30 protein-coding genes are annotated in these 25,900 nt (G+C 73.1%); 17 read left to right on the top strand and 13 right to left on the bottom strand.

Annotated elements, in window-relative coordinates:
• From FAF44_RS36990 to FAF44_RS36980, 3 genes are all read right to left on the bottom strand, one after another.
• Nucleotides 1-207 (bottom strand): hypothetical protein (locus FAF44_RS36990; protein ID WP_237107998.1); only part of this gene is annotated, 207 nt, incomplete at its 3' end.
• Complete coding sequence (locus FAF44_RS36985) at nucleotides 204-1,511, bottom strand: AAA family ATPase (RefSeq protein ID WP_237107997.1); 1,308 nt, start codon at nucleotides 1,509-1,511, stop codon at nucleotides 204-206. The genes FAF44_RS36990 and FAF44_RS36985, both read right to left, overlap by 4 nt.
• 73 nt (nucleotides 1,512-1,584) lie before the next feature.
• Nucleotides 1,585-2,529 carry an NADP-dependent oxidoreductase gene (locus tag FAF44_RS36980; RefSeq protein ID WP_237107996.1) on the bottom strand — a complete coding sequence of 315 codons (945 nt, stop codon included), beginning with the start codon at nucleotides 2,527-2,529 and terminating at the stop codon, nucleotides 1,585-1,587.
• Between the two features lie 67 nt (nucleotides 2,530-2,596).
• On the opposite strand from FAF44_RS36980, the gene FAF44_RS36975 reads away from it, so the two are divergent.
• Nucleotides 2,597-3,007 (top strand): helix-turn-helix domain-containing protein, encoded by a 411-nt coding sequence (locus FAF44_RS36975; RefSeq protein WP_237107995.1) that lies wholly within the window; start codon nucleotides 2,597-2,599, stop codon nucleotides 3,005-3,007.
• A gap of 56 nt (nucleotides 3,008-3,063) precedes the next feature.
• Complete coding sequence (locus FAF44_RS36970; RefSeq protein WP_237107994.1) at nucleotides 3,064-3,843, top strand: putative hydro-lyase; 780 nt, start codon at nucleotides 3,064-3,066, stop codon at nucleotides 3,841-3,843.
• Here the strand turns inward: FAF44_RS36970 and FAF44_RS36965 are convergent.
• On the bottom strand, nucleotides 3,828-4,424 hold the full coding sequence (locus FAF44_RS36965; protein WP_237107993.1) for an AAA family ATPase: 597 nt from the start codon (nucleotides 4,422-4,424) through the stop codon (nucleotides 3,828-3,830). The two genes, FAF44_RS36970 and FAF44_RS36965, sit on opposite strands and share 16 nt — an antisense overlap.
• 102 nt (nucleotides 4,425-4,526) lie before the next feature.
• Here FAF44_RS36965 and secY point away from each other — a divergent pair, with 102 nt between their 5' ends.
• On the top strand, nucleotides 4,527-5,816 hold the full coding sequence (secY, locus tag FAF44_RS36960; RefSeq protein ID WP_237107992.1) for a preprotein translocase subunit SecY: 1,290 nt from the start codon (nucleotides 4,527-4,529) through the stop codon (nucleotides 5,814-5,816).
• A 9-nt stretch (nucleotides 5,817-5,825) separates the two neighbouring features.
• Here the strand turns inward: secY and FAF44_RS36955 are convergent, their stop codons facing one another.
• From FAF44_RS36955 to FAF44_RS36945, 3 genes are all read right to left on the bottom strand, one after another.
• Nucleotides 5,826-6,512, bottom strand: coding sequence for a response regulator transcription factor (locus tag FAF44_RS36955; protein WP_308193444.1), 687 nt, complete (start codon nucleotides 6,510-6,512; stop codon nucleotides 5,826-5,828).
• Entirely contained in the window at nucleotides 6,509-7,705 is a 1,197-nt protein-coding gene (locus tag FAF44_RS36950) for a sensor histidine kinase (protein WP_237107991.1), read from the bottom strand. Before FAF44_RS36950 ends, FAF44_RS36955 begins: the two co-directional genes overlap by 4 nt.
• A 98-nt stretch (nucleotides 7,706-7,803) precedes the next feature.
• Nucleotides 7,804-8,718, bottom strand: coding sequence for a phosphotriesterase (locus FAF44_RS36945; protein ID WP_237107990.1), 915 nt, complete (start codon nucleotides 8,716-8,718; stop codon nucleotides 7,804-7,806).
• Nucleotides 8,719-8,866: 148 nt separating this feature from the next.
• Between FAF44_RS36945 and FAF44_RS36940 the strand changes: the two genes are divergently transcribed.
• Both FAF44_RS36940 and FAF44_RS36935 read left to right on the top strand, forming a co-directional pair.
• On the top strand, nucleotides 8,867-9,322 hold the full coding sequence (locus FAF44_RS36940; protein ID WP_237107989.1) for a TIGR02611 family protein: 456 nt from the start codon (nucleotides 8,867-8,869) through the stop codon (nucleotides 9,320-9,322).
• Between the two features lie 70 nt (nucleotides 9,323-9,392).
• The gene (locus FAF44_RS36935) at nucleotides 9,393-10,337 is read left to right on the top strand and encodes a hypothetical protein (RefSeq protein ID WP_237107988.1); all 945 of its coding nucleotides are present in this window, start codon (nucleotides 9,393-9,395) and stop codon (nucleotides 10,335-10,337) included.
• Nucleotides 10,338-10,372: 35 nt separating this feature from the next.
• Here FAF44_RS36935 and FAF44_RS36930 read toward each other — a convergent pair whose 3' ends face one another.
• Entirely contained in the window at nucleotides 10,373-10,693 is a 321-nt protein-coding gene (locus tag FAF44_RS36930; protein WP_237107987.1) for a co-chaperone GroES, read from the bottom strand.
• A 95-nt stretch (nucleotides 10,694-10,788) separates the two neighbouring features.
• Between FAF44_RS36930 and FAF44_RS36925 the strand changes: the two genes are divergently transcribed.
• Complete coding sequence (locus FAF44_RS36925; RefSeq protein ID WP_237107986.1) at nucleotides 10,789-11,367, top strand: DUF1349 domain-containing protein; 579 nt, start codon at nucleotides 10,789-10,791, stop codon at nucleotides 11,365-11,367.
• Here the strand turns inward: FAF44_RS36925 and FAF44_RS36920 are convergent.
• Complete coding sequence (locus FAF44_RS36920; protein ID WP_237107985.1) at nucleotides 11,354-12,277, bottom strand: endonuclease/exonuclease/phosphatase family protein; 924 nt, start codon at nucleotides 12,275-12,277, stop codon at nucleotides 11,354-11,356. The genes FAF44_RS36925 and FAF44_RS36920 overlap by 14 nt on opposite strands.
• Nucleotides 12,278-12,339: 62 nt before the next feature.
• Here FAF44_RS36920 and FAF44_RS36915 point away from each other — a divergent pair, with 62 nt between their 5' ends.
• Nucleotides 12,340-13,620: an ArgE/DapE family deacylase gene (locus FAF44_RS36915; protein ID WP_237107984.1), complete on the top strand. Its 1,281-nt coding sequence runs from the start codon at nucleotides 12,340-12,342 to the stop codon at nucleotides 13,618-13,620.
• Nucleotides 13,621-13,682: 62 nt separating this feature from the next.
• Here FAF44_RS36915 and FAF44_RS36910 read toward each other — a convergent pair whose 3' ends face one another.
• The gene (locus FAF44_RS36910; RefSeq protein ID WP_237107983.1) at nucleotides 13,683-16,103 is read right to left on the bottom strand and encodes a helicase-associated domain-containing protein; all 2,421 of its coding nucleotides are present in this window, start codon (nucleotides 16,101-16,103) and stop codon (nucleotides 13,683-13,685) included.
• Between the two features lie 77 nt (nucleotides 16,104-16,180).
• Nucleotides 16,181-16,675 carry an ATP-binding protein gene (locus FAF44_RS36905; RefSeq protein WP_237107982.1) on the bottom strand — a complete coding sequence of 165 codons (495 nt, stop codon included), beginning with the start codon at nucleotides 16,673-16,675 and terminating at the stop codon, nucleotides 16,181-16,183.
• A 334-nt stretch (nucleotides 16,676-17,009) separates the two neighbouring features.
• Here FAF44_RS36905 and FAF44_RS36900 point away from each other — a divergent pair, with 334 nt between their 5' ends.
• The 6 genes from FAF44_RS36900 to FAF44_RS36875 all read left to right on the top strand — a co-directional run bounded on the left by FAF44_RS36900 (nucleotide 17,010) and on the right by FAF44_RS36875 (nucleotide 20,388).
• Nucleotides 17,010-17,831, top strand: a complete 822-nt coding sequence (locus FAF44_RS36900; protein ID WP_237107999.1) for a helix-turn-helix transcriptional regulator — start codon at nucleotides 17,010-17,012, stop codon at nucleotides 17,829-17,831.
• Nucleotides 17,832-18,068 carry a DUF397 domain-containing protein gene (locus tag FAF44_RS36895; RefSeq protein ID WP_148437918.1) on the top strand — a complete coding sequence of 79 codons (237 nt, stop codon included), beginning with the start codon at nucleotides 17,832-17,834 and terminating at the stop codon, nucleotides 18,066-18,068. It abuts the gene before it with no gap.
• A 99-nt stretch (nucleotides 18,069-18,167) separates the two neighbouring features.
• Nucleotides 18,168-18,413 (top strand): hypothetical protein, encoded by a 246-nt coding sequence (locus FAF44_RS36890; protein WP_237107981.1) that lies wholly within the window; start codon nucleotides 18,168-18,170, stop codon nucleotides 18,411-18,413.
• Nucleotides 18,414-18,461: 48 nt separating this feature from the next.
• Nucleotides 18,462-19,220: a hypothetical protein gene (locus FAF44_RS36885; RefSeq protein WP_237107980.1), complete on the top strand. Its 759-nt coding sequence runs from the start codon at nucleotides 18,462-18,464 to the stop codon at nucleotides 19,218-19,220.
• Nucleotides 19,221-19,240: 20 nt separating this feature from the next.
• Nucleotides 19,241-20,131 (top strand): maleylpyruvate isomerase family mycothiol-dependent enzyme, encoded by an 891-nt coding sequence (locus FAF44_RS36880; protein WP_237107979.1) that lies wholly within the window; start codon nucleotides 19,241-19,243, stop codon nucleotides 20,129-20,131.
• Nucleotides 20,128-20,388 carry a sigma factor gene (locus FAF44_RS36875; protein ID WP_237107978.1) on the top strand — a complete coding sequence of 87 codons (261 nt, stop codon included), beginning with the start codon at nucleotides 20,128-20,130 and terminating at the stop codon, nucleotides 20,386-20,388. The genes FAF44_RS36880 and FAF44_RS36875 overlap by 4 nt, the downstream gene beginning before the upstream one ends.
• 54 nt (nucleotides 20,389-20,442) lie before the next feature.
• On the opposite strand, the gene FAF44_RS36870 is transcribed toward FAF44_RS36875, so the two are convergent.
• Together FAF44_RS36870 and FAF44_RS36865 are read right to left on the bottom strand one after the other, a co-directional pair.
• A complete protein-coding gene (locus FAF44_RS36870) occupies nucleotides 20,443-21,024 on the bottom strand; it encodes a histidine phosphatase family protein (protein ID WP_237107977.1) in 582 nt (193 codons plus the stop codon).
• Between the two features lie 50 nt (nucleotides 21,025-21,074).
• Nucleotides 21,075-21,983, bottom strand: coding sequence for a TIGR03621 family F420-dependent LLM class oxidoreductase (locus FAF44_RS36865; RefSeq protein ID WP_237107976.1), 909 nt, complete (start codon nucleotides 21,981-21,983; stop codon nucleotides 21,075-21,077).
• Between the two features lie 87 nt (nucleotides 21,984-22,070).
• Between FAF44_RS36865 and FAF44_RS36860 the strand changes: the two genes are divergently transcribed.
• The 4 genes from FAF44_RS36860 to FAF44_RS36845 are packed head-to-tail and all read left to right on the top strand — an operon-like array spanning nucleotide 22,071 to nucleotide 25,787.
• Nucleotides 22,071-22,838, top strand: a complete 768-nt coding sequence (locus FAF44_RS36860) for a phytanoyl-CoA dioxygenase family protein (protein ID WP_237107975.1) — start codon at nucleotides 22,071-22,073, stop codon at nucleotides 22,836-22,838.
• Complete coding sequence (locus FAF44_RS36855; protein WP_237107974.1) at nucleotides 22,823-23,782, top strand: phosphotriesterase; 960 nt, start codon at nucleotides 22,823-22,825, stop codon at nucleotides 23,780-23,782. The genes FAF44_RS36860 and FAF44_RS36855 overlap by 16 nt, the downstream gene beginning before the upstream one ends.
• Nucleotides 23,779-24,987, top strand: coding sequence for a cytochrome P450 (locus FAF44_RS36850; protein ID WP_237107973.1), 1,209 nt, complete (start codon nucleotides 23,779-23,781; stop codon nucleotides 24,985-24,987). The genes FAF44_RS36855 and FAF44_RS36850 overlap by 4 nt, the downstream gene beginning before the upstream one ends.
• Nucleotides 24,981-25,787 (top strand): SDR family NAD(P)-dependent oxidoreductase, encoded by an 807-nt coding sequence (locus FAF44_RS36845; protein ID WP_237107972.1) that lies wholly within the window; start codon nucleotides 24,981-24,983, stop codon nucleotides 25,785-25,787. The genes FAF44_RS36850 and FAF44_RS36845 overlap by 7 nt, the downstream gene beginning before the upstream one ends.
• Nucleotides 25,788-25,900: the final 113 nt, after the last annotated feature.

Here is a 25,900-nt window from a genome sequence, read left to right as displayed (position 1 = left end):
CTCGTGGGGGAGCGGGGTCAGGGCGAAGAGGGCGGAGGCGAGGTACGGGGCGCGCGCGGCGGCCCACAACCGCGCCCCGGCGAAACGTTCGGCCGCCGCCCGCCGGGCGATGGTCTTCGCCTGCTCGCGTGCCGGTGCTTCGCATGAGGGTTCCCCACGCGCCGGTTCTCCGGGTGCGGGCCGGTCGCGATCCTCCGGTGCGCTCATGGCATCAGCCCCGCGGACCTGAGGACCGGGGCCAGCTCCAGCACCGTCGCCGGCAGGACGGCGTCGTGCGGACGACGGGCGGCGAGCGCGCGGGCCGCCGTGGCGGCCACGTCGGGGGTGCGCAGGGAGACGCGGCCGAGCACCGTCCAGGCTCGCTGCCACGCCTCCGCGCTCCCGTCGGCGGTCACGTGCGCCACCACCGAGCCGAGGACGGCGTGCAGGCGGTCCACCCGGTCGGGCAGCGGGGCGGAGGGGTCGGCGAGGAGGGTCGCGGGGTCGGGCAGGTCCAGGTCCCGCAGCCAGGACAGCAGCTCGAACCCGGCCGCCTCCCCGACCGCCCCGACCACCAGCTCGGCCCGCGCCCGCTCCATCCCGGGCCGCGCCGTCTCCACCCCGGCCGCACCGGACGGCGGCGCGGCGATCGTGTCGCTTGCGAGGCCGATCGGGGAAACAGGGCCGGTTACGGGGTGGGCGCCGGTTGCGGAGGCGGAGCCGTGAGCGCGGGAGACCGCACCGGGCGCGCCGTTCGCGGAGTGAGGGCCGGTCGCATGGGACGCACCGTTCGCCGGGCCGGTCGCATGGGACGTACCGTTCGCCGGGCCGGCGGCAGCGGGGCGGGCGTCGTCAGTAAGCGGGCCGGTGTGGGCGAGGGCGGTCGCCGCCAGTTCCCACGTCCGCGGGCTGGGCCACCCCCGAGAGCCTCGGTCGGGCACCGCCAGCACCAGCTCCGGCCGTACCCGCAGGAAGGCCCCCACCAGCGCGCGGGCCTGTCGCACCGCACGGGCCCCGGCCCGCGCCGGCGAGCCGGACGGCGCGGAGAAGCCGCCGATGAACCCCGCCGCCACCGACTCGGCGCTCACCTCCCAGTTCAGGTGGACGAGCCGGTTGGCGAGCGGCGCCGACAGGTCCCACCCGTCGGCGGCCTGGTCCGGCGGGTTCGCGGCGGCCACGATGCGCACCGACGCCGGCAGCGTCAGGTCCCCGACCACGCGCTCCAGCACCACCCGCAACATGGCGGCCTGCACGGCGGGCGGGGCGGTGGTCAGCTCGTCGAGGAAGAGGATCCCCGTGCCCGCCGCCGCCAGCCGTTCGGCCCATCGGGGCGGCGCGAACCAGGTCTCGCCGTCCCGGGGCACCGGCAGCCCGGCGAAGTCGCTCGGCTCCCTGATCGAGCCCACCACGACCTCCACCGGCAGCCCGAGCCGCTCCCCGAGCGCCAGCACGGCGGACGTCTTCCCGGTCCCCGGCGCACCCCAGAGGATCACCGGCAGGTTCGCCGCGACCGCGACGGACAACGCGTCCATGGACGAAAACCCCCTCACGTCAACTTTGATTGACTTCTATGAGAGTCAACTTAGGTTGACGCGGGGAGGGATGTCAAATCTCCAGGACGAGCTTGCCGACGAAGTCGCCGCTCTCGATCAGCGCGTGCGCCTTGGCGGCCTCGGCGAGCGGGAAGACCTGGTCCACGTGCACGGTCAGCGAGCCGTCGGCCAGCAGCGCGGCCAGTTCGGCGAGCGCCGCGTGGTCGGGCTCCACGCTGAACCTGCCGTGCCGCAGCCCCGCCTCCGTGTACGCCGCCATGGCCTCGGGCGTGATCCCCGCACCCGCGATGAACGCGCCCCCCGGCCGCAGCAGCGGCAGCGACCTGGCCGGATAGTCCCCGCCCACCATGTCGAGCACCACGTCGACGTCCGACACCGCCGACGCGAAGTCCACGGCGGTGTAGTCGATCGTCTCGTCCGCCCCGAGCTCCTGGACGAACGCGTGCTTGTGGCCGCGTGCCGTGCCGATCACGTACGCGCCGCGCAGCTTGGCGAGCTGCACGGCCAGGTGGCCGACCCCGCCCGCGGCGGCGTGCACGAGCACCCGCTGCCCCGGCGAGACGCCGGCGATGTCGGAGAACGCCTGCCAGGCCGTCAGCCCCGGCATGGGCAGCGCGGCGGCCTGGGTGTGCGAGATCCCGGGGGGCTTGAGCGCGAACTGCCGCGGCCTGGCCACCACGTACTCGGCGTAGGCCCCGGTGTGGTTCGGGAAGTTGGGCATGCCGAACACCTCGTCGCCCGGCTCGAACCGGCCGACGTAGTCGCCGGCCGCCTCGACGACGCCGGAGACGTCCCAGCCGGGGATGCGCGGCAGTTCGGCGTATTCCGGCCGGTAGGGGTCGCGGCGCAACTTCCAGTCCGGCGGGTTGACGCCCGCGGCCTTCACCCGCACCAGGATCTCGTGCGGCAGCGGCTCGGGACGGGGGACGTCGGCGAGCTCCAGCACCTCGGGCTCGCCGAACGAACGGTAAACGATCGCGCGCATGTTCTCGGTCATGCGAGACATGCTGCTCAGCAGTGGTACCTCTTGTGAAGAAGGCACCTTTTCGGTATTCAGGTACCTGATGGATACCACCTTTCCCGACATCCGGAGCTTCGGCGGCGCCGCCGCGTTCCTGCGCGCGTGCAAGCCCCGCACGGTGCTCGGCATCTTCACCAACAAGTGGTCCGGGCTGGTCATGGGCGCCCTGCTCGACGGCCCGCGCCGCTTCAACGAGCTGCGCCGGATCCTCGACGGCCTCACCCAGAAGGTGCTCTCGCAGACCCTGCGCAACCTGGAACGCGACGGCCTGGTCACGCGCACCGTCTACCCGACGATCCCGCCCCGCGTCGAGTACGAGCTCACCGAGCTGGGCCACAGCGGCGTCGGCGTGCTGCGGGCCATCGGCGACTGGGCGGGCGAGCACGCCGACGACGTGATCGCCGCCAGGCAGGCGTACGACGAGCGGGCCAGGGAACCGGTCAAACCCGTCTGACCGGAACCGCCGCCCGTCAGGTGGACCGGCGGACGCGCCGCCCGTAACCTCGGTGCGTGGACGTCGCCGACCTGAGCCCCGCGCAGGCGCGGGAACGGTTCCGCACCGGCGAGCGGGTGCCCACCGCCGGCTGGTGCCGGGGCTGGACACAGGCCAACCTCATCGCCGTGCCCAGCCGCCTGCGGGACGAACTGCTGCTGTTCGCCCGCCGCAACCCGCAGGCGTGCCCGGTGCTCGACGTCGGGGAGCCCGGGGCGTGGTCCACCCGGCTGTTCGCCGGCGACCTGCGTACCGACCTGCCCGGTTACCGCCTCTACCGCGACGGCCGGGCGGTGGCCGACCAGGACGAGGTCACGGCCGAATGGCGCGCGGACCTGGTGCCGTTCCTCATCGGCTGCAGCTTCACCTTCGAGCGGGCGCTGCTGGCCGCCGGGGTGCCGGTGCGCCACCTGGAGGCGGGGACGAACGTGCCGATGTACGTCACGAACGTCCCCTGCCGCTCCACCGAGAACCTGTCGGGGCCCCTGGTCGTGTCGATGCGGCCGGTCCCCGCGGAACTGGTGAAGACCGCCGTCGAGGTCACCGGCCGCTACCCGATGGTGCACGGCGCGCCCGTGCACACCGGCGACCCGGCCGCGATCGGCATCGGCGACCTCGCCCGGCCCGACTACGGCGACCCGGTGGAGGTGCGGGCGGGGGAGGTGCCGCTGTTCTGGGCGTGCGGGGTGACGCCGCAGGCGGCGGTGCTGGCCGGCGGCGTCGAGTTCGCGATCGGCCACCTGCCCGGCCACATGGCCGTCCTCGACGTCCGCGACGACGCCTACCTGGTGACCTGACCCGGCTGCTCCGGGGCCCGGCCGAGGATGCCCGCCGCCGTGAGCTGCCGCCCGATCGACGGCGCGCCCGGCCGGTTGTCGATCTCCAGATGCGGTACGACCGGCGGCTCGTCCACCCGGATGTCGCGCAGGTACCGCTCGAACGCCGCCAGCTTGCCCATGTCCCTGCCGAGCGCCCTGGCCGTCAGCCGCGCGCGCAGCGTCGGCCCGTCGGAGCGCACCCACAGCAGCCGTGCCGGCGGGCCGCCCAGCTCCGCCACCCACCGCGCCCACCGCCCGGCGTCGTGCACCTGCGCGGTGAACGGCCCGTCGAGCAGGACCGGGCAGCCGTGCTCGCGGATCTGCCTGGCGATCCTGGTCAGGCCCGCGTACTCGTGCCGTTTGACGTGCTCGTCGTACCAGGGACCCTCCCGCTCACCGTCGGGACGGCCGTGCGCCCGCAGCACCGCCGCCGCGAAGTCGCCGTACACGGCGTCCTTGTCGAGCAGGGCGGGCACGGGGGACAGGCGGGCGAGCAACTCGGCCGCCACCGTGGACTTGCCCGCCCCCGGCGGGCCGCTGATCACCCAGACCGTGCTCACCCGATCACCGTAGCCCCATCGCCGTCGTACGCGGATCCGCGTACGCGGGCGCCTCGTCTCGGCGGACGACCGGCCGCGCCGCGACGAGCAGACTCGGTGCCCATGCTGACCGTCTTGACCAGGATGCTCCGGACACCGGACCTGCGCGGGAAACTGCTGTTCACCCTTGGGATCATCGTGCTGTTCCGGCTGGGACAGCTCCTGCCCGCCCCCGGCGTGGACGTGGTGGCGGTGCGCCGGTGCGTGGGAAGCGCGAGCGGCGGCCTGTTCGACATGGTGCAGATGCTCTCCGGGGGCGCCATGTTGCAACTGTCGGTGTTCGCGCTCGGCGTGATGCCGTACATCACCGCCAGCATCGTCATGCAGCTCTTCGCCGTGGTCGTGCCCCGGCTGGAGGCGCTCAGGAAGGAGGGTCAGCACGGCCAGGCCAGGATCACCCAGTACACCCGCTACGCCACGGTGGGCCTGGCCGTGCTGAACGCCGGAACCGTCGTCGCCCTCGCCCGCACCGGACAACTCCTGCCCGGCTGCCCCCAGCCGCTGCTGCGGGACGACGGCCTGCTGTCCGCGCTGGTCATCGTCGTGACCATGGTGGCGGGGACGTGCGTGGTCATGTGGATGGGCGAGCTGATCACCGAGCGCGGCCTCGGCAACGGCATGTCGCTGCTGATCTTCACCCAGGTCGTGGCCGTCTTCCCAGGCTACCTGGCGAAGATCTTCGTGCTCAGCCCGGTGAGCTTCGTGGTGATGATCGTGACCGGGGTGTTCCTGGTGGCCGCCGTGGTGTTCGTGGAGCAGGCGCAGCGGCGGGTGCCCGTCTCGTACGCCAAGCGCCTGGTCGGCAGGCGCATGTACGGCGGGACGAGCACCTACATCCCCGTCAAGGTGAACCAGGCGGGCATCGTGCCGGTCATCTTCACCTCGTCCCTGCTGTACCTGCCGTCGCTCGCCGCCCCGCTGCTGGGCCCGCAGGCGCGGGCGTGGGTGGAGCTCAACCTCACCTCGGGGACGCATCCGCTCTACATGACGGTGTACGTGCTGCTCATCGTCGCCTTCGCGTACTTCTACGTGTCGATCACCTTCAACCCCGCGGAGGTGGCCGACGGCATCCGCAGGCACGGCGGCTTCGTGCCGGGCATCCGGCCGGGACCGCCGACGGCCGCCTACCTGGCGTACGTGCTGAGCCGGCTGACCGCGCCCGGGGCCGCCTACCTCGCGGTGCTGGCGCTGCTGCCACTGGTGGCGTTCGCGATCCTGCGGGACCCGGGGACGCAGCAGAACTTCCCGTTCGGCGGCACCAGCATCCTGATCATGGTGGGTGTCGGCCTGGACACGGTGAAGCAGATCGAGTCCCAGCTCCAGCAGCGCAACTACGCGGGCTTCCTGCGGTAGGGGCCGCGGTCAGGTGGGCAGCGCGAGCCCGGCCCGCATCGCGAACACCACGAGCTGCGCCCGGTCCCTGGCCCGCAGCTTCACCATGGCCCGGCTGACGTGGGTGCGCACGGTGTCGGGGCTGATCGTCAGCTCTCTGGCGATCTCGTCGTTGGAGCGACCGGTGGCCACCCACGCCACCAGCTCCCGCTCGCGGGGCGTGAGCGTCGCGATGCCCTCGACCGGGGCGGCGTCGCCGCGCCCGCCGAACAGGCCGATGACCTTCCTGGTGATCGCGGGCGACAGCAGCGCCTGCCCGGCGGCCACCACCCGCACGGCGTTGACCAGCTCGCCGGGGGCGCTGTCCTTGAGCAGGAAGCCGCTGGCCCCGGCCTGGAGGGCGGCGAAGACGTACTCGTCGACGGCGAACGTCGTCACCACGACCACGCGGGTGCCGCGCAGGGCGGGGTCGTCGGCGACGGCCCGCAGCGTGGCCAGGCCGTCCATGCCGGGCATGCGGATGTCGAGCAGCAGGACGTCGGGACGCGTGCGGCGCAGCAGCGCCAGCGCCTCGCGCCCGTCGCCCGCCTCGCCGACGCACTCGATGCCCGGCTCGCGGTCCAGCAGCGCCCGCAGCCCCATCCGGACGACCGCCTGATCGTCGGCGACGGCCACCCTGATCGCGGCGTCGTCCGGCGGAGTTCCGGCGCCGATCACGCCTGGACCTGGGGGAAGCTGGCCACCACTCGGAAGCCGCCGCCCTCCCGGGGACCGGCGGTGAGGTGGCCGCCCGCCTCGCGCACCCCGGCGCGCATCCCGGCCAGCCCGCGCCCCTCACCGGAGCCCGTGCGGCCCACGCCGCGGTCGGCGACCTCCACCACGAACCCGTGCGGGCTCCCGGACGCGCGCACCAGCGCCCTGGTCGGGCCCGCGTGCCGCAGCACGTTGGTGAGCGACTCGCGGACCACCCGGTAGACGGGAGCCCGCAGCGGGGCGGGCACGGCGAACACCGGGGGCTCGACGTCCACGGGCAGGCCCGCCGCCCGGACGCCGTCGATGAGGCCGGCCAGGTCGCCCGCCGGCGGGTCGATGCCGTCGAGGGCCGCCCGCAGGTGGGCCAGCGCTGTCGTGCTGGTCTCCCTGATCGCCCGCAGCGAGGCGCGGGCCTGCTCGGGGTCGTCGTCGAGGGTCACGAGCGCGAGCCCGGCCTGCAGGGCGATGGCGGACAGGCCGTGCCCGGCCGCGTCGTGCACCTCACCGGCGATCCTGGCCCGCTCCCGCGCCACCGCCTCGTCGGCACCCGTCGCGCCACGGGCGGGGTCCGGCACGAAGGCGGCGGGAGCGCCGCCGCTGGCGTCCGGTGCGCAGACGGGGGGAGGGCCGGCGGCCGGTGCGGTGCCGTCGCCGGGTGAGGGGCGCAGCGTCGTGAACGGGACGGCGCGGGCGGCGGGGATGCCCCACGTCGCAGCCGCGCACCGCCCCTCCGGCAGCGCCCCGGGAATCTCACCCTGCCCCGCGCCGGCCGAGCGGAAGCGCGCCTGGTCGGCCTGCGCCGAGACGGGCATAGGTCCCGCGCCGGTCGCGGGGAAGCGTGCCTGGTCGGCTTGCTCCGTGACCGGCGCATGTCCCGCGCCGGCCGAGCGGAAGCGTGCCTGGTCGGCGGGCGGGCGGGGCTGTTCCTGGCCGGTGGCGGAGAGCCGGGGCTGCGGGGTCTCGGCCTCGGCGGCGGCTGCCGCGGCGGCGGCGCGGGCCTGGGCGAGCCCGCTGAACGACCACGGGACGGCCAGCCACCCGGCCCACGCCAGCATGATGACGACGGGCACGTCACCCAGCCGGCTCAGGCGCGACAGCGTGGCGAGCGGCCGGCGCGGACGCCCGCGCCCGGTGCTCCGCGTGTCGTCGCTCGCCATCCCCCACCCGCTCAGGCTCGTGTTGCCCCGATCCTAGCGAGCTTTCCCGACGTGCGGCCCCGCCGCCGGTCCGACAAGATGATCTTGTCAGGGGGAGGTCAGGCGGACAGCCCCTCGGTCAGCCAGCGCAGCGGGTTGTCGTGGGTGATCAGGCGGATGACGTCCTCGCCGGCGCCCGCCTCGCGCAGGCGCGGCAGCAGCGTACGGAACAGGTGGGCGTACCCGGGGCCGTCGTAGCGGCGCAGTTGCGCGACCCGGCTCAGCCCGGTGCTGACCAGCAGGCGTTCGGCGTGACCGTCCTCGACGAGACCCAGCACGAGCCGGGCCGCCTGCTCGGAGCCCAGGCCCAGGGCGCCCAGGCTCACGTACGCGCCCGCCTCGGCGATCTTCCTGGCCGCGCCCAGGTCGGTGCCGGCGTAGCCGACGGCGATGCGCGAGCCCGGCAGGTTCTGGCCGAGCAGGATCTCCAGCAGCGCCAGGCCGTTCTTGCCGTGGGTGGCGACGGGCAGTCGCGAGCGCAGGGAGGCGCGGGCGGCGGCGACCAGGCAGCGCTCCTCGCGCGCGGTGGGCTCGGTGCCCCAGGAGCCGACCTCGCCGATGACGCCGGGGAAGACGCCGGTGCCGTCCACGCCGCTGAGGATCTCCTCCATCAGGCGGGCGGTGAGGGCGTCCACGTCCGCGTCGCCGGTGTGCGTGAACGGCTCGGCGAACAGGCCGGTGGAGGCGATCACGGGCACCCGGCTGCCCGCGGCGACGCGGGCCAGGGCGGCGGCGTCGCGGCCCATGCCCATGCAGGTCAGGTCCACGATGAGGCCGAGCCGTTCGGGTGCCTGGCGAAGCTCGCGGAGTTCCGCGCTGACCGTCATCTCCTCGTCGAGCCAGCGGTACGGATCGGAGTCGATGCCGACCGCCCAGCGCATGTCGGTGCGCAGGTGCTCGTGGGGGAGGACGGGACCCTCGATGGCGGCCACGCGTACGGGGCCGGTGACCGTGCGGAGCAGAACGTCGGGCATAACAGACATTAACCGATGTTTGCCGGAAGACAGCCTATAGCACAGGAAATTTTACCGGATGCGGCGTTTTCCGGCTGGTAAGTGGCCTGCGAGTGACCACGTGGAGAGGGCCCTATCCTGGGGTGCACACCGACTGCCGGGGGGACTTGTGCCGATACCGAACTCCGACACCGGCGACGCCGACGTGCTCAAGGACGAGGCCGCCGACCGCTCCAGCATGCCCGAACGCCGTTCGGGTTTCCGCGGCTGGCTGGACGGCGTACGCTCCACCCGCACGGGGGCGCTGACGCTGAAGATCGTGGTCGGTGTGATCGGCTCCGTCATGGTGGTGGGCGGGCTCATCATGGTGCCGTTCCCCGGGCCGGGGTGGCTGGTGGTGTTCGCCGGGCTGGCGGTGCTGTCCACGGAGTTCCACTGGGCGCACCGGGTGCTCGAGTTCGGCAAGCAGACGTTGCACGCCTGGACCGAGTGGTACAAGCGGCAGGGCTGGCTGCTGCGGATCGTCGTGCTGGTCGTCACCGTGGCCGCCGCCGGCGTGATCGTCTACTTCGGCCTGCGCACGCTCGGCATCGACGTCATCGAGATCGCCCAGAGCTTCCGCTGAGCCCGGCCGGATCCAGACCCGGTGGTTATTCTCGCCGGGAATCTCGTGATTCGCTGTCTATTCTGCGGGCGTGATCGCTGAAATCGCCGTCGCGCTGTCCCTGACGCTCTCCGCCCCCGCCCTGGCGGTCCTGCCCGCGCGGGCGGACCTGACGCTGCCCGGCACCGGTGGCGTGAAATATCGTGAACAGGCCGATGATCCGGTACGCCTGGCCGCCTTCGGGCTCGGCACCAAGCACACCTACCTCCGCTCGGCCACCGGCAACGCCTTCACCTGGGACAAGGCACTGTCCGAGGTGTCCGTCTCGCCGGGCAACCGGTGGACGGCCGGCGTGGCCGCCGCGTACCGGTCCGGAAACGACGGCCTCGTCGTGACCGAGCGGGCCACCGGGCGTGTCAGCCGGATCTCCACCGTCAAGAAACCGCTGACCGCCTCCTACGTCTCGTGGTCGCGCGACGGCAGGCGCGTCGCGCTCACGGTCGAGCGGAAGGTGAGCGGCACGTGGCAGGCGCTCGGCTTCACGATCGTGGACGTGGTCTCCAAGACCGCCCGCACGGTCCGCGTCTCTGGCCTGAGCGCGCGGGCCGGCTTCTGGTGGAGCCCCGACGGCGACCTCGTCTCCAGGCACGGCACCGGCCTGCGCGTCTACCGGGTCTCCGACGGGGCCGTGCTGCGGACGTGGGCCGGCGTCGGCCTGCCGACCGGGCCCGAGGACGCGTTCTCACCCTCGGGCAAGCGGTTGATGACCTGGTGCCCGTCGCGGCTTGACGAGGACCTCTGCCTGGTCGACCCGGCCACCGGCAAGATCGTCCAGCAGGTCGCCGCCCGGCCGAAGGCGGTCTTCGGCTGGTGGGACGAGAGCCACGTCATCGCCGTGCTGCCCCAGGGCGGCGCCTATCGCCTGTCGGTGCTCGACCTGCGTGGCAAGGTCACCCGCGTGCTGGCCGCCCTGCCCGCCCGGACATGGGACGCCGACCTGTGGCTCACCTTCAGCCGCACCGCCGAAACCCGCTGACGGGGCCCGCTGACGGGCCTTTCACGGGTGGCGGATCAGAGGTAGAGGCCGGTGCCGTGGTCGGTCTCCTGAGTGGCCACGGCGTGCAGGTCGCGCTCGCGCATCACCAGGTAGATCTTGGAGTGCACCTCCACCTCGAACTGCTCCTCGGGGTTGAACAGCACCTTGTCGCCCACCTTGACCGAGCGCACGTTCGTGCCGACGCCGCAGACCTCGCCCCAGGCCAGGCGGTTGGCCATCTTGACCGTCGCGGGGATGACGATCCCGGAGCCGCTGCGCCGCTCCGCGGCCTCCTGCTCCAACCTGATCATGACTCGGTCGTGCAGCATCTGAATTTCGAACTTGGGCTCTAGCACGGGCCCAAGTTTACGAGCAGCCGGACGTACGGTCCCCCATGACTCCCGGACCGGCCACTTACCGTGACCGGCGCGGCCGTGACAGGATGACGGTCATGATCATGGCCTTCGGTGAGACCGGCTGGCAGTGGCTCAACGCCCCCAGGCAGTGGACCGTGGACGACGGCCTGAGCCTGTTCTGCGACGCCGGCACCGACCTGTGGCGCACCACCCACTACGGCTACGTCAACGACAACGCCCATCTGTTCGGCCGCACCCTCGCCGGCGACCTGCGCCTGACGGTCACCTTCTCCGGCGAGTACGCCGAGCAGTACGACCAGGCCGGCGCCGTGCTGCGGATCGGGGAGCACGACTGGATCAAGGCCGGCGTCGAGTACGTCGACGGCGGCTACCACCTCAGCACGGTGGTGACCAGGCAGTTCTCCGACTGGTCGGTGCTGCCCCTGAGCCGTGCGGTCAGCGGGGTGACGTTCGAGCTGGAGCGCACCGGCGACGCGGTCACCGTGCGCTACGGCCTCGACGGCGCGCCGCCCGAGACCATGCTCCGCCTTGCCTACTTCCCGCCGGGCGAGGCGGTGCTCGCCGGAGCCATGGCCGCCGCGCCCGCCGGCAAGGGCTTCGCCGCCCGCTTCACCGACGTCCGGATCGCCCCGGGCCCGGTCACGGCAACCTGAGCTCGGCGAACACCGGACGATGGTCGGTGCGGTTCAGCGAGAGCACCCGGAAATCGAGCACCGCCATCCGCGCGTCCGCCAGCACGTGATCGATGGTCACCGGGGGCGCCTGCAGCCACGACCCGAACTGCGGCCAGGTTCCGCGGAAGCCCGCCCCCGTCACGTCGGCGGCGTCCCGGTAGCCGGAGTCCAGCAGCGCACGCATCGGCAGGTGGTCGAGCGTGGCGTTGAAGTCGCCGGCCAGCACCCGCAGGGTGTCACCGCCGCCCCGGGGCAGCGCGTCGAGGCCCGCCTGCCAGCAGGGTTGCCGCCCCAGCCGCTTGGGCGCGCACGGGTGCACGGACACGACCTCGACCCGCGTCCCGTCAGGATGCGTCAGCAGCGCTCCGACCTGGCCGAACGAGCCGATCTTGAGGTATCGGGCGGGCTTCAGCGGGAAGCGCGCGTACACGGCGGACCCGCCCACGCCGGTCAGCGGCCTGGTCACGGCGTGCCGCAGCGTGCGGCGCAGCCCGGCCTCCTCCAGCCGCCGCATGGCGTCGGGGGTGAGCTCCTGCAACGTCAGGACGTCCGGACGCAGCCGTTCGACCAGGGCCATCAGCCCGGCCGTGGACCCCTCGCCGACCATGAGGTTGGCCGCCAGCACCCGCAGCGCGGGCCCCTCGGCGACGGGGTTGCCGTCCGGGAGCCCGCGCGGCAGCAGCACGGCGGTCAGCGCCAGCACCGTCGCGAGCGCGACCGCGCCCGCGGCCCAGCGCCGCAGCGCGCAGGCCAGCGCCAGCGCGACCACGGCCGCGACCGCCGCGTACGGGGTCCCCGCCACCAGCGGCACCCACGGCCAGTCCGGCTCGAACCCGCTCAGCCGCACCACCGCCCACGCGGCGAAGGGCACGACCATTGTCCAGCTCATCCAGGTACGCACACCCTGTATCGCCACAAGGCGGGCACCGGGTTCATGAGAAGGTGTGCACCATGCATGACGGTGTGACGCGCTCCAGCGCGGCGATCGAGACCCGGGTCCTGGACGCCATCGACGCGGCCGGAACCGTGAACCTGCTGGCCGAGGCCGTCAGGGTGCCCAGCGTGACCGGCACGGACGCCGAGTCCGACCTGCAACACCGCTTCGCCCGCCTGCTCACCGAGGCCGGCATGGACGTGGACGTCTGGAAACTCGACCTCGCCGACCTGACCGCCCGTCCCGGCTTCCCCGGCGCCGAGGCCCCCAGGCAGGAGGGGTACGGGGTCGTGGCCGTCACCCCGGGCGGTGAGGGCCCGCCCGCGCTGGCCCTCCAGGGTCACGTGGACGTCGTGCCGACCGGCGACCTGGCCAAGTGGGCGGGCAGCGACCCGTTCGCGGCCCGGATCACCGGCGACGTCCTGCACGGGCGGGGCGCGTGCGACATGAAGGCCGGCCTCGTCGCGAACCTGGCCGTGGCCCGCGCGATCAAGCAGGCCGGGGTCCGGCTGGCCAGGCCGCTGGCCGTGCACTGCGTGATCAGCGAGGAGGACGGCGGGCTGGGCGCGTTCGCCACCCTGGCCAGGGGGCACACGGCCGAGGCCGCCGTGATCACCGAGCCGACCAGCGGCGCGGTCATCACCGCCAACGCGGGCGCGCTGACGTTCCGGCTGGAGATCGCCGGCCGGGCCGCGCACGGCGCCACCCGGTACGAGGGCGTCAACGCGATCGAGGCGTTCTGGCCGGTGTTCCAGGCGATCCGGCGGCTGGAGGCCGAGCGCAACCGGGACGTGCCGGAGCTGTTCGCGGGCAACACGATGCCGTACCCGATCGAGGTCGGCACCGTGCGCTCGGGAGACTGGGCCAGCACCGTGCCCGACCTGCTGATCGCCGAGGGCCGGCTCGGGGTGCGCCTGGACGAGGACCCGGCGGCGGCGCGGGCGGCCTTCGAGGAGGCGGTCGCCGAGGTGGCCGACCCGTGGCTGCGCGCCAACCCGCCCATGGTGAGCTGGCCGGGCGGGCAGTTCGCCAGCGGCCGGCTGCCCGCCGGGCACGAGCTGCTCGGCCAGGTCGGCCGGGCCGTCGAGGACGTCACCGGCGCGCGGCCCACCGAGACCGCCGCGCCGTACGGGAGCGACCTGCGGCTGTACACGGCCGGCGGCATCCCGACCCTGCACTACGGCCCCGGGGACGTGCGGTTCGCGCACGCGCCCAGGGAACAGGTCGAGCTGAGCGAGCTGCACGCGGTCACGCGGGCGCTGGCCCTGCTCGCGGTGCGCCGCTGCGCCGCGCTCTGAACGACCCGCGGGCCGCGAGGTCAGGAGGAGGCGGCGACCCGGCGGCGGGCCTCCGGGCCGCCTCAGTAGGCGCCCCGCACCTCGATGATCTCGGCGAGCGGGAACTCCAGGTAGTCGCCTGCCTCCTCGCACCAGGCGTCCAGCGCGCCGCCCTTGAGCTCGCCGTGGCTGATGGTGGCGGTCAGCCCGCCGGTGAGCGTGATCCCGGCGCGCACGCCCCGGTCGACGACGAACCCGAGCAGCGACTGCTGCGCCGTCGGCAGCCTGGTCGCCATCCGGCCGATGATCGCCCAGGTGCGCCCGCTCCGCTCGTCGTCCGCCTTCCCGGCGGCGACGAGGCGGCGGGCGTGCTCGTACGGGTCGGGCGCCGGCTCCAGGAGCATGTGGGGCGGGGCGTCGTACTCGGTCATGCCGGGGAAGTCCGACAGCTCCGCCACCTGGCCCCCGGGCAGCAGGATGAGCTTGCCGTGCGGGCTCTCCTCGGGCCTGGCCCGGTGGATGGTGATCTCGCCGGTGTCGGAGACGGGCACCGGGGAGTAGCCGACCTCGCGCAGCGCCGCCAGCGTGCGCTCGGCGGGCACCCCGCTGACCAGCACCGTAGGGGCCAGCAGCCGCAGCCCCAGCCGGCTCAGCCGCCGGTTCGCGGCGATCTCGGACAGCAGCGCCGGGTCGGCCGCCTGCACCACGCAGCCGACCGTGCTCACCGTGACCTCGCCGTGCCTGCGGGCGGTGTCGCGGACGAGGTACTCCAGCGGCTGCGGGATGGTGCCGACCGCGGCCAGTTCGTCGAGCAGGTCGTCGGCGTCGTAGCCGGCGTCGAGCGCCCGCCGCACGCTCGGGGTGGTGAAGCGCCACACCGAGGCCGCGCCCCGCGACTCCCGGTCGGCGCACCGGTCGAGCAGCGCGGCCAGCTCCGCCGACGGCGGGCCCGTGACGACCGCGGTCAGGTCGGGCCCGAACAGCGCGCTCCTGCGCACGCTGGCCAGCGCCCTGGTGGCCGCCTCCGCCAGCAGCGGATCGTGCTCGACCATGGGGACGGCGTCGTCGTGCTCGTCGCCCGGCCCGGTGGTCAGCCCGGCCAGCGCCCGGCCGAGGTCGGTCAGCGCGTCGTTGGCCAGCAGCCCGAGCAGCCCGGCCTCGTCGAGCACGGCGGGCGCGCACTCGCGCAGCAGGTCCCTGTCGATCAGCGGAGCGTGCCAGTGGACGTTGGCCATCAGGCTGTCGCGGTCGGCGAACGCCGTGCCCGCCGGCAGGTGGGCCAGCACCGCCAGCACGGCTCTGCGCACCTGGGCGACCACGGGGCCGGCGGGGTCGTCGCCGAGCACGGTGCCGTAGCGGCCGTCGATCTTGCGCAGCGAGGAGCGCTCCATCCGCCACCAGGCCGCCAGCAGCACGCGCAGCCGCGCCGAGCCCTCGTCGAGCCGCCAGCGGTCGAAGCGCGCGGTGGGGATCATGCCGCCGGACGGCTCGTCCCAGGCCAGCAGCCTGGCCACGGCGCACACCTCGAGCAGCAGCCGGGTCTCGTCCTCGTCGCAGCCGGTCTCCTTGGCGATCCTGCGGACCTCGCGCACGCCCACGCCACCGGTCTTGAGCAGCGGCAGCGGCGTTTTGGAGGTGTTGTCGAGCAGGGCCGAGCAGCGCTCCACGACGTGCGGGGCGGCCAGCGTCATCAGGTGGTCGACCTCTTCGGGGTCGACCGGGATGGTGGCCACCTCGGGCGCGTCGGGCCGGTAGGCCGGGTGGTAGCCGGAGCCGCGCAGGCAGATCGCCACCTCACGCGGCATCTCGGCCTTGTGCCAGCTCGGCCGGAACAGCAGGCCGTGGTCGGCGGACCAGCGCTCGGGCGTGCCGGGGGTGACGAAGCGCGCGCCGTCCACGGCGAGGGCGGGGCCGTCCCAGGCGAACCGGTCGAGCAGCGGCACGGTGCCCTCGGGGGCGTGGTGCATCAGCGCCCTGATGCGGTCGACGTCGCTGAGCGCCTCGACGACGCGGGAGATCATGCGGCGCTTGTTGCCCTGCACGGGCAGGCTGAGGGAGCGGGCGAGCGAGTGCAGCACGTCGTTGCTGATCGACCAGGCGTTCAGGTAGTGGTCGAGGGGCTCGCCGAGGCTGAGCGGCGCGGTCCACCAGCGGGTGAGGCCCTCGGCCAGGCGGACGACGCCGTCGTCGTCGGGCCAGGCCAGCGCGTGGTCGTAGAGGTGGCCGAGCCAGGGGGTCACCTCCTCGGGCGGGCTGTCGAGGAAGCGGGCCAGGGTCTCGGCGGTGGGGCGGGTCATGGCCAGGGCGGTCTCGGCGAGTTGCAGGCAGGGCAAGGGCAGACGGCGCAGGGTGTCGATCGCGGCCACGCCGTTGCCGAGGCGCTGGGCCAGGGTGTCGAGCCGCCGGGGCCAGGGTGCGGCGATGGCGTCGGGCCTGTTCGCCAGGACGCGCCCAAGCCGGTCCTCGTCGAGTGTTCGTAGCCAGCCGAGCAGGTGATCTTCCATCGGTCAGCACTCTCATGGGGTCGGCGCGGGACTCACCGTGAGCCATGACCATCCACGGTAATGCAGATCACCCCCGGTCAGGAGAGGACTGCCCAGACGATCTTTCCGTGTGGCGCGAGCGCGGACCAGCCCCAGCGGAGGCTGAGTGATTCGACGATGTGGAGTCCGAGGCCGCCGGTGTCGAGGGGGCCAGGGTATCGCAGCACCGGAACCGAGGCGCCGGGATCGGTGAAGGCGCTGGTGACGAGCGGCCCCCGGCGCACGAGGGACAGGTGCACGTTGTGCTGCCGGCCGGGGTCGTCGAGGCACAGGCCGTGGCGCAACGCGTTGGTGGCGAGCTCGGAGACCACCAGTTCCATGTTGTCGGCCAGCTCGCCGAGCCCCCAGCCGGCCAGCGCGCCGGCGGTGAAACTACGGGCGGAGTGGACCGAGGAGGCGGTGGGCGGGAGCACGAACGTGGCACTCGCGGACGGGCCGGGGACCAGCAGATCGCCGGCCGCCTCCGGCCACCAGCCGACGGGGGGCCACCAATCGAACGTGGTCCACTGGCCGTGTGCCGTGGTGGATTGCACGTGATCATTCTGCTTCAAACTCTCGTGCAGGTGCAAGAGCGAATGCACGTGCAGACATCTCGTGCAAGCGCTACGGTTTCCCCCAAAAGGTCAATATGGGGGAAAGGGGATCTTGTCCGCGGCCCATGATCTTTCGGCCGTGAAGTGACAGACTGTAGGTGCATACTCCGCCACCCTGCGGTGGACCGACCAAAAGCGGCAAACTGCGGGTGCGCTTCACTACGTGCGGTGGCGCCGCCGAGAACGGCGCGGCCCACCGTGTTGCAAGGAAACGACCAAGGAGCAGCACGTGTCGATTGATCCGCCCGGGACCGGTTCAACCGTTCGGCGCATCATGCTGGGGGCGAGCCTCAGGCGCCTCCGCGAGGCCAGCGGACTTGACCGGGCACAGGCCGGATTCCACATCCGGGCGTCCGAGTCCAAGATCAGCCGCATGGAGCTCGGCCGCGTGGGCTTCAAGACACGTGACGTGGAAGACCTCCTCACCCTGTACGGCGTCGTCGACGATGCCGAACGCCGTGCCCTGCTGGAGATGGTTCGCGAGGCCAACACCCCCGGGTGGTGGCACAAGTACTCGGCCGAGCTGCCGTCGTGGTTCACCACGTACGTCGGCCTGGAGGAGGCGGCCAGCGTGATCCGCACCTACGAGGTGCAGTTCGTGCCGGGCCTGCTGCAGACGGCCTCCTACGCGCGATCGGTCTTCCAGCTCGGCAATCCCGATGCGAGTCCCGACAGAATCGAACGGCGCGTGCACATGCGCATGCAGCGCCAGGAGCGCTTCACCCGGAAAGACGGACCCCGCCTGTGGGCCGTCATCGACGAGGCGGCGCTCAAGAGGACCATCGGCGGGCGGGAGGTCATGTCCGAGCAGCTCCAGCATCTGCTGGAAGTCGCCGCCCTTCCCAACATCACCATCCAGGTGATGCCCTTCAGGTTCGGCAAGCATGCCGCCGAAGGGGGCGCGTTCAGCATCTTGCGGTTTCCCGAGTCCGACCTGTCGGACGTTGTCTACGTCGAGCAGCTCTGGGGTGCCCTGTACCTGGACAAGCGTGAGGACATCGACCCTTACCTCACGGCCATGGAGCAGTTGTGCGTGGAGAGCACCACGCCAGGGGGCACCGTCGAGCTCATCGGCGGACTTCTCAGAAAGATGTAGATGAACCAGACCTACAACGGCATGCCGGCGGCGGACCTCACCCAGGTCGCCTGGCGCAAGAGCCGCTACAGCAACTCGCAGGGCAACTGCGTCGAGCTCGCCGAGCTCCCCGACGGTGGCGTCGCGGTGCGCAACTCGCGCTTCCCTGACGGCCCCGCCCTCATCTATACCCGCGACGAGATCCGGGCCCTGGTGCTCGGGGTTAAGGACGGAGAGTTCGACGGCCTGCTCGTGTAACAACATGTTTACCTCCGGCGCGCCCACGTAACGGGGGCGCGCCGGAGGCGTAACCGCCTGGTCTCGTCCTCCGGCCATGATCAGGTCATGCTCGACCAGATGACTCTGTATCCGATCGCCGACGACGTGCTCATCGCGCCGGGCGGCAAGGTCGTGATTCGCACTTATGGCGTGGCGCCCGCCACCACGGGCGCCTCCGTCTCCTACCGCACGTGGGTGACCGGCCTGCGGGACCAGCCGCGTTACTGGCACTGGGGTCACTTCGAGGACGCCGCGTCCGGGCACCGCAGGGTCCTGGAGTGGCTCACGGGGCGGGGGCCGCAGCCTTCCCAGGCGCTGACCTGATCGCTATCCTCGAAGCCAAGCAATCGCTTGGTGCCTAGAGGAGGCGTGGTGCGGCGCGCGATCCACCTGCTCGAAGAGGTCGACTTCCGGCCGATGAACTCCAGACGGCCGCTGGAGTACCTCACCTGGCTGACCCGCTACAAGCGCGAGGACGAGGCCCGCACCGCCCCGGAGCTGACCTCCGGCACGTCCATCAGGTCGCGCGAGATCGACCTCGTCGGCGCCTTCTACGCGGTCGGCATCACCGGCCACCCCCAGTTCAAGGCCGTCACCCTGTGGGACTGCCACGGGGGCTGGGAGGGCGGCTGGCGGCAGATGATGGAGATCTACCAGGGCGTGGACGCGCGCCTGTTCCTGTCCGACATCGACGACCTGCGCTTCTCCGCCTACTCCCGGCCCCTCGGGGCCGCGCCCGGCTGCCCGCCGCTCGCCGAGGCGCCCGCCGCCGACCTCTACCTCTTCGAGAGCGCCCGCGTACGCCCGGGAGCCGCCCTCGACTACCTGCACGCCGTGCGCACCGAACGGGCCCCGCTGCTCGCCGAGCACGGCCACACCCTCGTCGGCCTGTACGAGGTGCTCTTCTGCGACACCGAGGCGGTCACCGTCTGGGCCGTCTCCCTCGACGACCACCTCGCCACCCAGCGCGCCCGCGACGCGGCACTCGGCCTCGACGACGAGACGCCACCGGACCCGCGGCTGCTGCACTGGGGGAAACGGGCCCGTGACTACCTCGAAGGCCCCTGGCGTGAGACGCTTCTCGCACCGTTCCCCGGCTGCCGCCTGGCGCCAGGGAGCCCGCCGGGTTAGCGTCGGCTGCGGAGGTGGCCATGCCGGACTCCTACCTCGCCAACGGGCAGAGCCCCGACGACCACGTCGCCGCCTGCCCCGACTGCGCCGCCGCCATCGCGCTGCTCGACCGCCCGGGGGCGAGCGTCGAGCCGCCCCCCGCGCTGCGTGCGGCCGTCCTGTCCACGGCGCGCCGCCGCCGCAGCCCGGCCGTGGCGGGCGTGGCGACGGTGGCGGCCCCCTACGCCGAACAGGTCGCGCTCATGGACGACCTGCTCGCCGAGTTGAGCGCGCCCCAGTGGGAGGCCCCGATCGCCCGGCACGGCACCGTCAGGGGGCTGGTCGAGCACCTGGCCGCCAACGACACGACCGTGGCCACGCTCGTGGGCGTGCGCGGCGCGGGCGCCGCCCCGGCCCACCGGCGCTGGCGGGAGCAGGCCGGATCGCTGCTGGAGCGGATGTCGGCCGGCACCGAGGCGCTGCTGGGCGTGGAGGTGGCGCTGGCCGGCGCCGGCCCGGTCCCGGCCCGCGCCCCGCTGCGCCAGGCCATGATCCAGCGCACGTTCGAGACGTGGACGCACGCCGACGACATCAGAGCCGCCACCGACCGCTCCCGGCGGGCCCCTCGTCCGGAGCACGTGCACCTGATCGCCGGGTTCGGCCTGGCGATGCTGCCGCGCGCGATGAAGGGGCCGCGCCGCGACGTCTCCGCCACCGTGGTGCTGACCGGCCCCGGCGGCGGCACCTGGACGATCCCGCTCTCCCCGGCCTCCGACCACGTCGCCGTGCTCGTCTCGGCCGACGCCGTGGAGTTCTGCCGGCTGCTGGCCGACCGGTGGCCGCGCGGCGCCTTCCCGTACGCCGCCGAGGGCGATCCCGCGCTCGCCCGCGACCTGATCCGTGCCGCCGCGACGCTGGGATGCGACCGATGAGCGACCTCGACCTGTGCGCGCGGCTGACCGCCGGCGACCTCGACGCGCTGGCCGACGTCTACGACCGGCACGGCCCGTACGTGTACGGCGTCGCCGTCCAGGTCACCGGCAGCCAGGCGCACGCGGAGGAGGTCACCCAGCACGTCTTCTGCGCGCTGTGGGAGCAGCCGCTGTCCTACGACCCGGGCCTCGGCTCGTTGCGGGGCTGGCTGGTGAGCCGGGCCCTGCACGAGTCGGCCCTGCGCGCGAAGGTCTAGGCCGGGCGGCGTTCAACGGAAGGCGTTCAGCAGACGGCGTTCAACAGGCGGCGTTCAACAGACGGGGGCGTTCCACGTCACGAGCACCCGCTCGGCGTGCTCGAAGCCGAGCCGCGAGTAGGTGCCGGTGTCCAGCTTCAGCAGTCTGCCGTCCTGGGGCGGCAGGTCCAGCCAGCGGGCGGCCAGCACGCGCAGGAAGTGCCCGTGCGCCACCAGCGCCACCCGTCCTTCGGCCCGCTTGGCCCGGCCGATCACCCGGTCGGCGCGGGCGGCCACCTCCTCGGCGCTCTCACCGGGATGTTCGGCGTCGCCGGGGATCACGCCGTCACGCCACAGGTACCAGCCGGGCCGGTCCTCGCGGATCCGCGGCGTGGTGATCCCCTCATAGCCGCCGTAGTCCCACTCCCACAGATCGGCGTCCACCTCGTAACCGCTCAACCCGGCCAGGTCCGCCGTGCGGCGGGCACGCTGGGCAGGGGAGACCAGCACCAGGCCGAACGGCTCCTTCACCAGGGGCGCGAGCGCCCTGGCCTGTACCTCGCCGTGCTCCGTCAGAGGCAGGTCGGTGCGGCCGGTGTGCCTGCCCGCCTTGCTCCATTCGGTCTCACCATGCCGGAGCAGCAACATCTCATTCATGTGTCCCATCATCGGGCACGGCCGATCCCGGGCCGCGTCCAGGTGCGGGCTCAGGTCGCCAGGTCCTCGACGACGGGCTCGAAGGCGGCCAGGTCCCGCTCGTGGTGCACCACGAAATAGGACAGGTCGTGCTCGTCGCGCCAGTGGCGGAGCTTGTCGGCGATGTCGTGCCGCGTGCCCAGGAGCACCTGCGGCGTCTCGTCCAGGCCGGCGCTGTCGGCCGCGCTCCACGTCTCCTCCGCCTTGCGCTCGCCCACCTGCAGCACGCTGGTGCCGAGTTCGAGCCGCGGGTAGCGCTCACCCGCCGCCGACCGGACGGCGGCGAGCTTGGCGAGCAGCGACCGCAGGCCGCCGTCGCTCGCGTCGGGGCCGCTGCCGTCGGGCCTGACCCGCGTCCCGATGTTCACCACGTCGGCCTGCTCGGCGGCCAGCCGCAACATGCGGGGGCCGCCCGCCCCGAGCACCAGCGGCGGCCGGGGCCGCTGGAGCGGTTTGGGCCGCTGGTCCAGCCCGGAGATCCGGTAGTGCCGTCCCTCGAAGCCGAACGGCTCCTCGCCCCAGAGGCCGTTGAGCACGGCGAGGGCCTCGCGCAGCCGCTCGATCCGGACGCCCGGCGGGTCGAGGGCCAGCCCGGCGCCCCCGTAGTCGCCCGCCATCCAGCCGGTCCCGATCCCGACCTCCAGCCGTCCGCCGGACAACACGTCCAGCGTGGCCGCCTCCTTGGCCAGTACGGCCGGGTGACGGAAGTCGTTGGCGAACACGAGCGTGCCCACGCGCAACCTGGTGGTGGCGCACGCGGCGGCCGTGAGCGCGGCGATGGGCGCGAACCGGGGGCCGACGAGGTGGTCGGGGGTCAGCAGCACGTCGAACCCGGCCCCCTCCAGCCGCCTGGCCTTCTCCGCCCACTCCCGGCCCGACCCGGCCTCCCGCACCACCGCTCCGAACCTGAATCGCCGCACCGTCGCCTCCAGCCGCCTGCCTGCTCGGATGATAGGGCGGCGAATCGGGACTTACCAAGCGCTTGCTTCAAATGTCAGACTGGGCCCATGGAGACACCGGTGCGGCAGGCGACCGACGACGAGGCGGCGTTCTTCGCCGAGCACGGCTGGGTGCGCCTGCGCCGGCTCGTCCCGCCCGGCGTCGCCGCCGAACTGCGCGAGCGCGCCACGGGCTACCTGCGGGCCCGCTCCACCAGCCACCGGACGCCGGTCGACCAGGCGTTCGGCCAGTCGAGGGACGTCGCGGCGAGCGACGAGGCGTTCGCCGCGCTGGCCATGAGCCCCGCGATGGGCCGCACCGCCGTACGGCTGCTGCGCGGCGTCCGCGCCGTGCGCGTGCAGGTCACCAACCTGCTCGTCAAGGAGCCGGGCGAGCACGGCGCCACCGAGTTCCACCAGGACTTCCCGTGGATGCCGATGGACCGCTCGGCCATGCTGACCGTCTGGCTGGCCCTGTCCGACGTGCCCGCCGACATGGGATCGCTGCGCTTCTACGACGGCTCGCACCGGCACGGCGTGCTCGGCCGCAGCTTCACCCGCCCCGGCGACGACCAGCTCACCCAGCACCCGTGGATCGAGGAGCTGGCGCTGTCGCCCCCGCTCGACCTCGAGGCCGGCGACGCGACCGTGCACCACGCCCTGACCGTGCACGGCGCCCCCGCCAACCGCCGCGACACCCCGCGCCTGTCCTTCACCGTCACCTACTTCGACGCCGACGCCCTCTACACCGGCCTGCCCTACCGGCAGACCGACGGGCTCGGCCTCCAGGTGAACCGGCCGTTCGAGCACGCGAGGTTCCCGTGCCTGAGACCGTGAGGGGCCCGGTCGCCGACCTCGGGGCGACGCTCATGCACGAGCACGTCTTCGGGCTGAGCCCGGAGATCCTGTGGAACTGGCCGGACATCCCCGAGGGCTGGGACCAGGAGGCGCGGGCGCGCGAGGCGGCCGGCAAGCTCGACGCGCTCAAGGCCGCGGGCATCGACACCATCGTGGACCTCACCGTGGTGGGCCTGGGCAGGTACGTCCCGGCCGTGCAGCGGGTGGCCGAGCTGACCGCCGTCAACATCGTGGCCGCCACCGGCCTCTACACCTACGACGCGCTGCCGCCGTACTTCGCCAACCGGGGGCCGGGGTCGTTGTTCGGCGGTCCGGACGGGCTGGCCGGGTTCTTCGTCCGGGACCTCACCGAGGGCATCGGGCGCACCGGCGTGAAGGCGGCCGTCCTCAAGTGCGCCTCCGACCACCTCGGGATGACCAAGGGCTGCGAGCGGGTGTTCCGGGCCGTCGCCGAGGCGCACCTGGCGACCGGCGCGCCGATCAGCACCCACTCCCACAGCGCCTCCAGGGGCGGCCTGGACCAGCAGAAACTCCTCGCCTCGCTGGGCGTGGACCTGCGGCGGGTGGTCATCGGGCACGCGGGCGACTCGACCGACGTGGCCTACCTGGAGGAGCTCGTCGCGAACGGGTCGTACCTGGGGATGGACCGGTTCGGCATCGAGACGATCAGCCCGTTCGAGCAGCGGGTCGCGATCGTGGCGGAGCTGTGCGAGCGCGGGCACGCGGGGCGGATGGTGCTGAGCCACGACTCCTACTGCTTCAACGACCGCTTCGACGCCGACGTCGTACGCCGCCGGCATCCGCGCTACCACCTGCTGCACATCTCCCGTGACGTGCTGCCCGCGCTGCGCGGGCGGGGGGTCACGGACGACCAGATCCACCAGATGCTCGTCGTCAACCCGCGGAGGATCTTCGCATCATGACCGAGGACTTCGACACCGAGGACTTCGACGTCGGCGCGGACTGGCACGTGGCCGCCCCGTACCCGTTCCTCGCCCGGCTGCGCGCGCGGGCCCCGGTGTTCCGTAGCGAGCACCTGGGCGCGTACGTGCTGACCCGGCACGCCGACGTGCGGGCCGCGTACGGCGACCCGCGCGGCCTGTCCTCCAGGGGCTCGCTGACGATCTCGCGCAGCCTGACCCCCGAGACGAGGCGGCGGCTGGGCGAGCACGGCTCGTTCCTGTCCAGCTTCGTGGCCAACGTGGACCCGCCCGACCACACGCGCCTGCGCCGGTCGGTGTCGAAGGCGTTCACGCCGCGCGCGGTGGCGGCCATGGAGCAGGAGTTCCGGCGGCTGAACGAGCACCTGCTCGACCGGCTGGCCCCCCGCGGCTGGGCCGACTTCGTCAGCGAGATCGGGCACGAGCCGTCGGTCAAGCTGACCGCCCGCTTCATCGGCGTGCCCGAGACCGACGAGGCGTTCGTGCGCTCGCACGTCAAGGACTGGTTCCAGCTCTTCCTGTCGCCGCAGCCGCCGCAGCGGCAACTGGAGCTGGCCGACAGCTTCCTGACCTACCTCGACTACGTGGACGGCCTGGTCGCCGCCCGCGCCAAGGACCCCCAGGGCGACTTCACCTCGCTGATGACCTCGCTCATCGGTGACGAGCTGACGCACCGGGAGGTGGTGGAGCTGATCTCCACCATCCTGCTCGGCGGCAACGACACCGTGCCCAACCAGCTCGGCAACACCGTGCTGCGGCTGCTGCGCGAGGGCGTCTGGCCGCTGCCGCCCGCGCTGGCCGCCAACGCCTCCGAGGAGTGCATGCGCATCGACGGGGCCTCGCTGGGCTCCTTCCGGTACGCCACCCGCGACCTGCGCCTGCACGGCGTGACGATCCCCGAGGGAGACCTCGTGCTGCTGTCCACCGACTCGGCCGGCCACGACGAGACCGTCTTCCCCGACCCGGACCGGTTCGTGATCGACCGGCCGAACGCCGCCGAGCACCTGGTCTTCGGCTACGGCATCCACTTCTGCGTCGGGGCCGCGCTCGGGCGGCTGCAACTGCGCACGGCGCTGGACGTGCTCGGCCGCAGGCTGCCCCGGCTGCGCCTGGCCCCTGGCCAGAACGTCGCCTACCGCAGCTCGATCGTCGGCCGCGGGCTGACGTCCCTGCTGGTGGAATGGTGAGCGGGCGCTTCGACGGGCGGGTCGCGCTCGTGACCGGCGCCGGGTCCGGCATCGGCGCCGCCTGCGCCGCCCGCCTGGCCGAGGAGGGCGCCTGCGTCGGCGCGCTCGACGTGAACGCGGCCGGGGCGCGGGCCACCGCCGCCACCATCCGCGCCCGCGGCGGCACCGGCATGGCGCTGACCTGCGACGTCTCCGACGAGAAGCAGGTGGAGGCGGCGGTGGCGGAGATGGCGGCCTCCTTCGGCCGGGTGGACGTCCTGCACTCCAACGCGGCCGTGTTCGACCCCGCCGTGTACGGGCGGGACCGGGAGCTGGAGTCGCTCGACGTGGCCGTCTGGGATCGGACCATGGAGGTGAACCTGCGCGGGGCGATGCTCATGGTCAAGCACACGGTGCCGGTCATGCCCGACGGGGGCGCGATCGTCCTCACGTCGTCGGTGTCGGCCCTGGTGGGGGACGCGGTGCACGCGGCGTACGGGGCCTCCAAGGCGGCGCTGATCGGCTTCACCCGTTACGTGGCCACGATGTACGGCCCGCGCGGCATCCGCTGCAACGCGGTCGCCCCCGCCCTCGTGCTCACCAAGGCCGCCCAGCGGGCCATGACGCCTGCCCAGCTCGCCGACAAGGCGGCGGAGCGGCTGCTGCCGTGGGCCTGCGCGGTGGAGGACGTCGCCCACCTCGTGGCCTTCCTGACCTGTGACGAGTCTCGCTGCCTGACCGGCCAGACGCTCGTGCTCGACTCCGGCACCCTCGCCCACCGGCCGCAGCACGCCGTCGAGCGGTGGCGTTCGCGGCCGTAGCCGCGGGTTGTGGGAGGGTGAAGGAGCGATCTTTGGGGAAATGTCCCAAATGGCAGATTTGGGATGGGCGGGGAGGGCACGCATGGAGCCGGTGGCGGTCGGGCTGATCGGGG

It is taken from the genome of Nonomuraea sp. MG754425 (assembly GCF_021699195.1).
Classification (GTDB): Bacteria; Actinomycetota; Actinomycetes; order Streptosporangiales; family Streptosporangiaceae; genus Nonomuraea.
The sequence above is the reverse complement of the archived record's forward strand: the minus strand, read 5'-3'. Positions and strand labels throughout refer to the sequence as shown.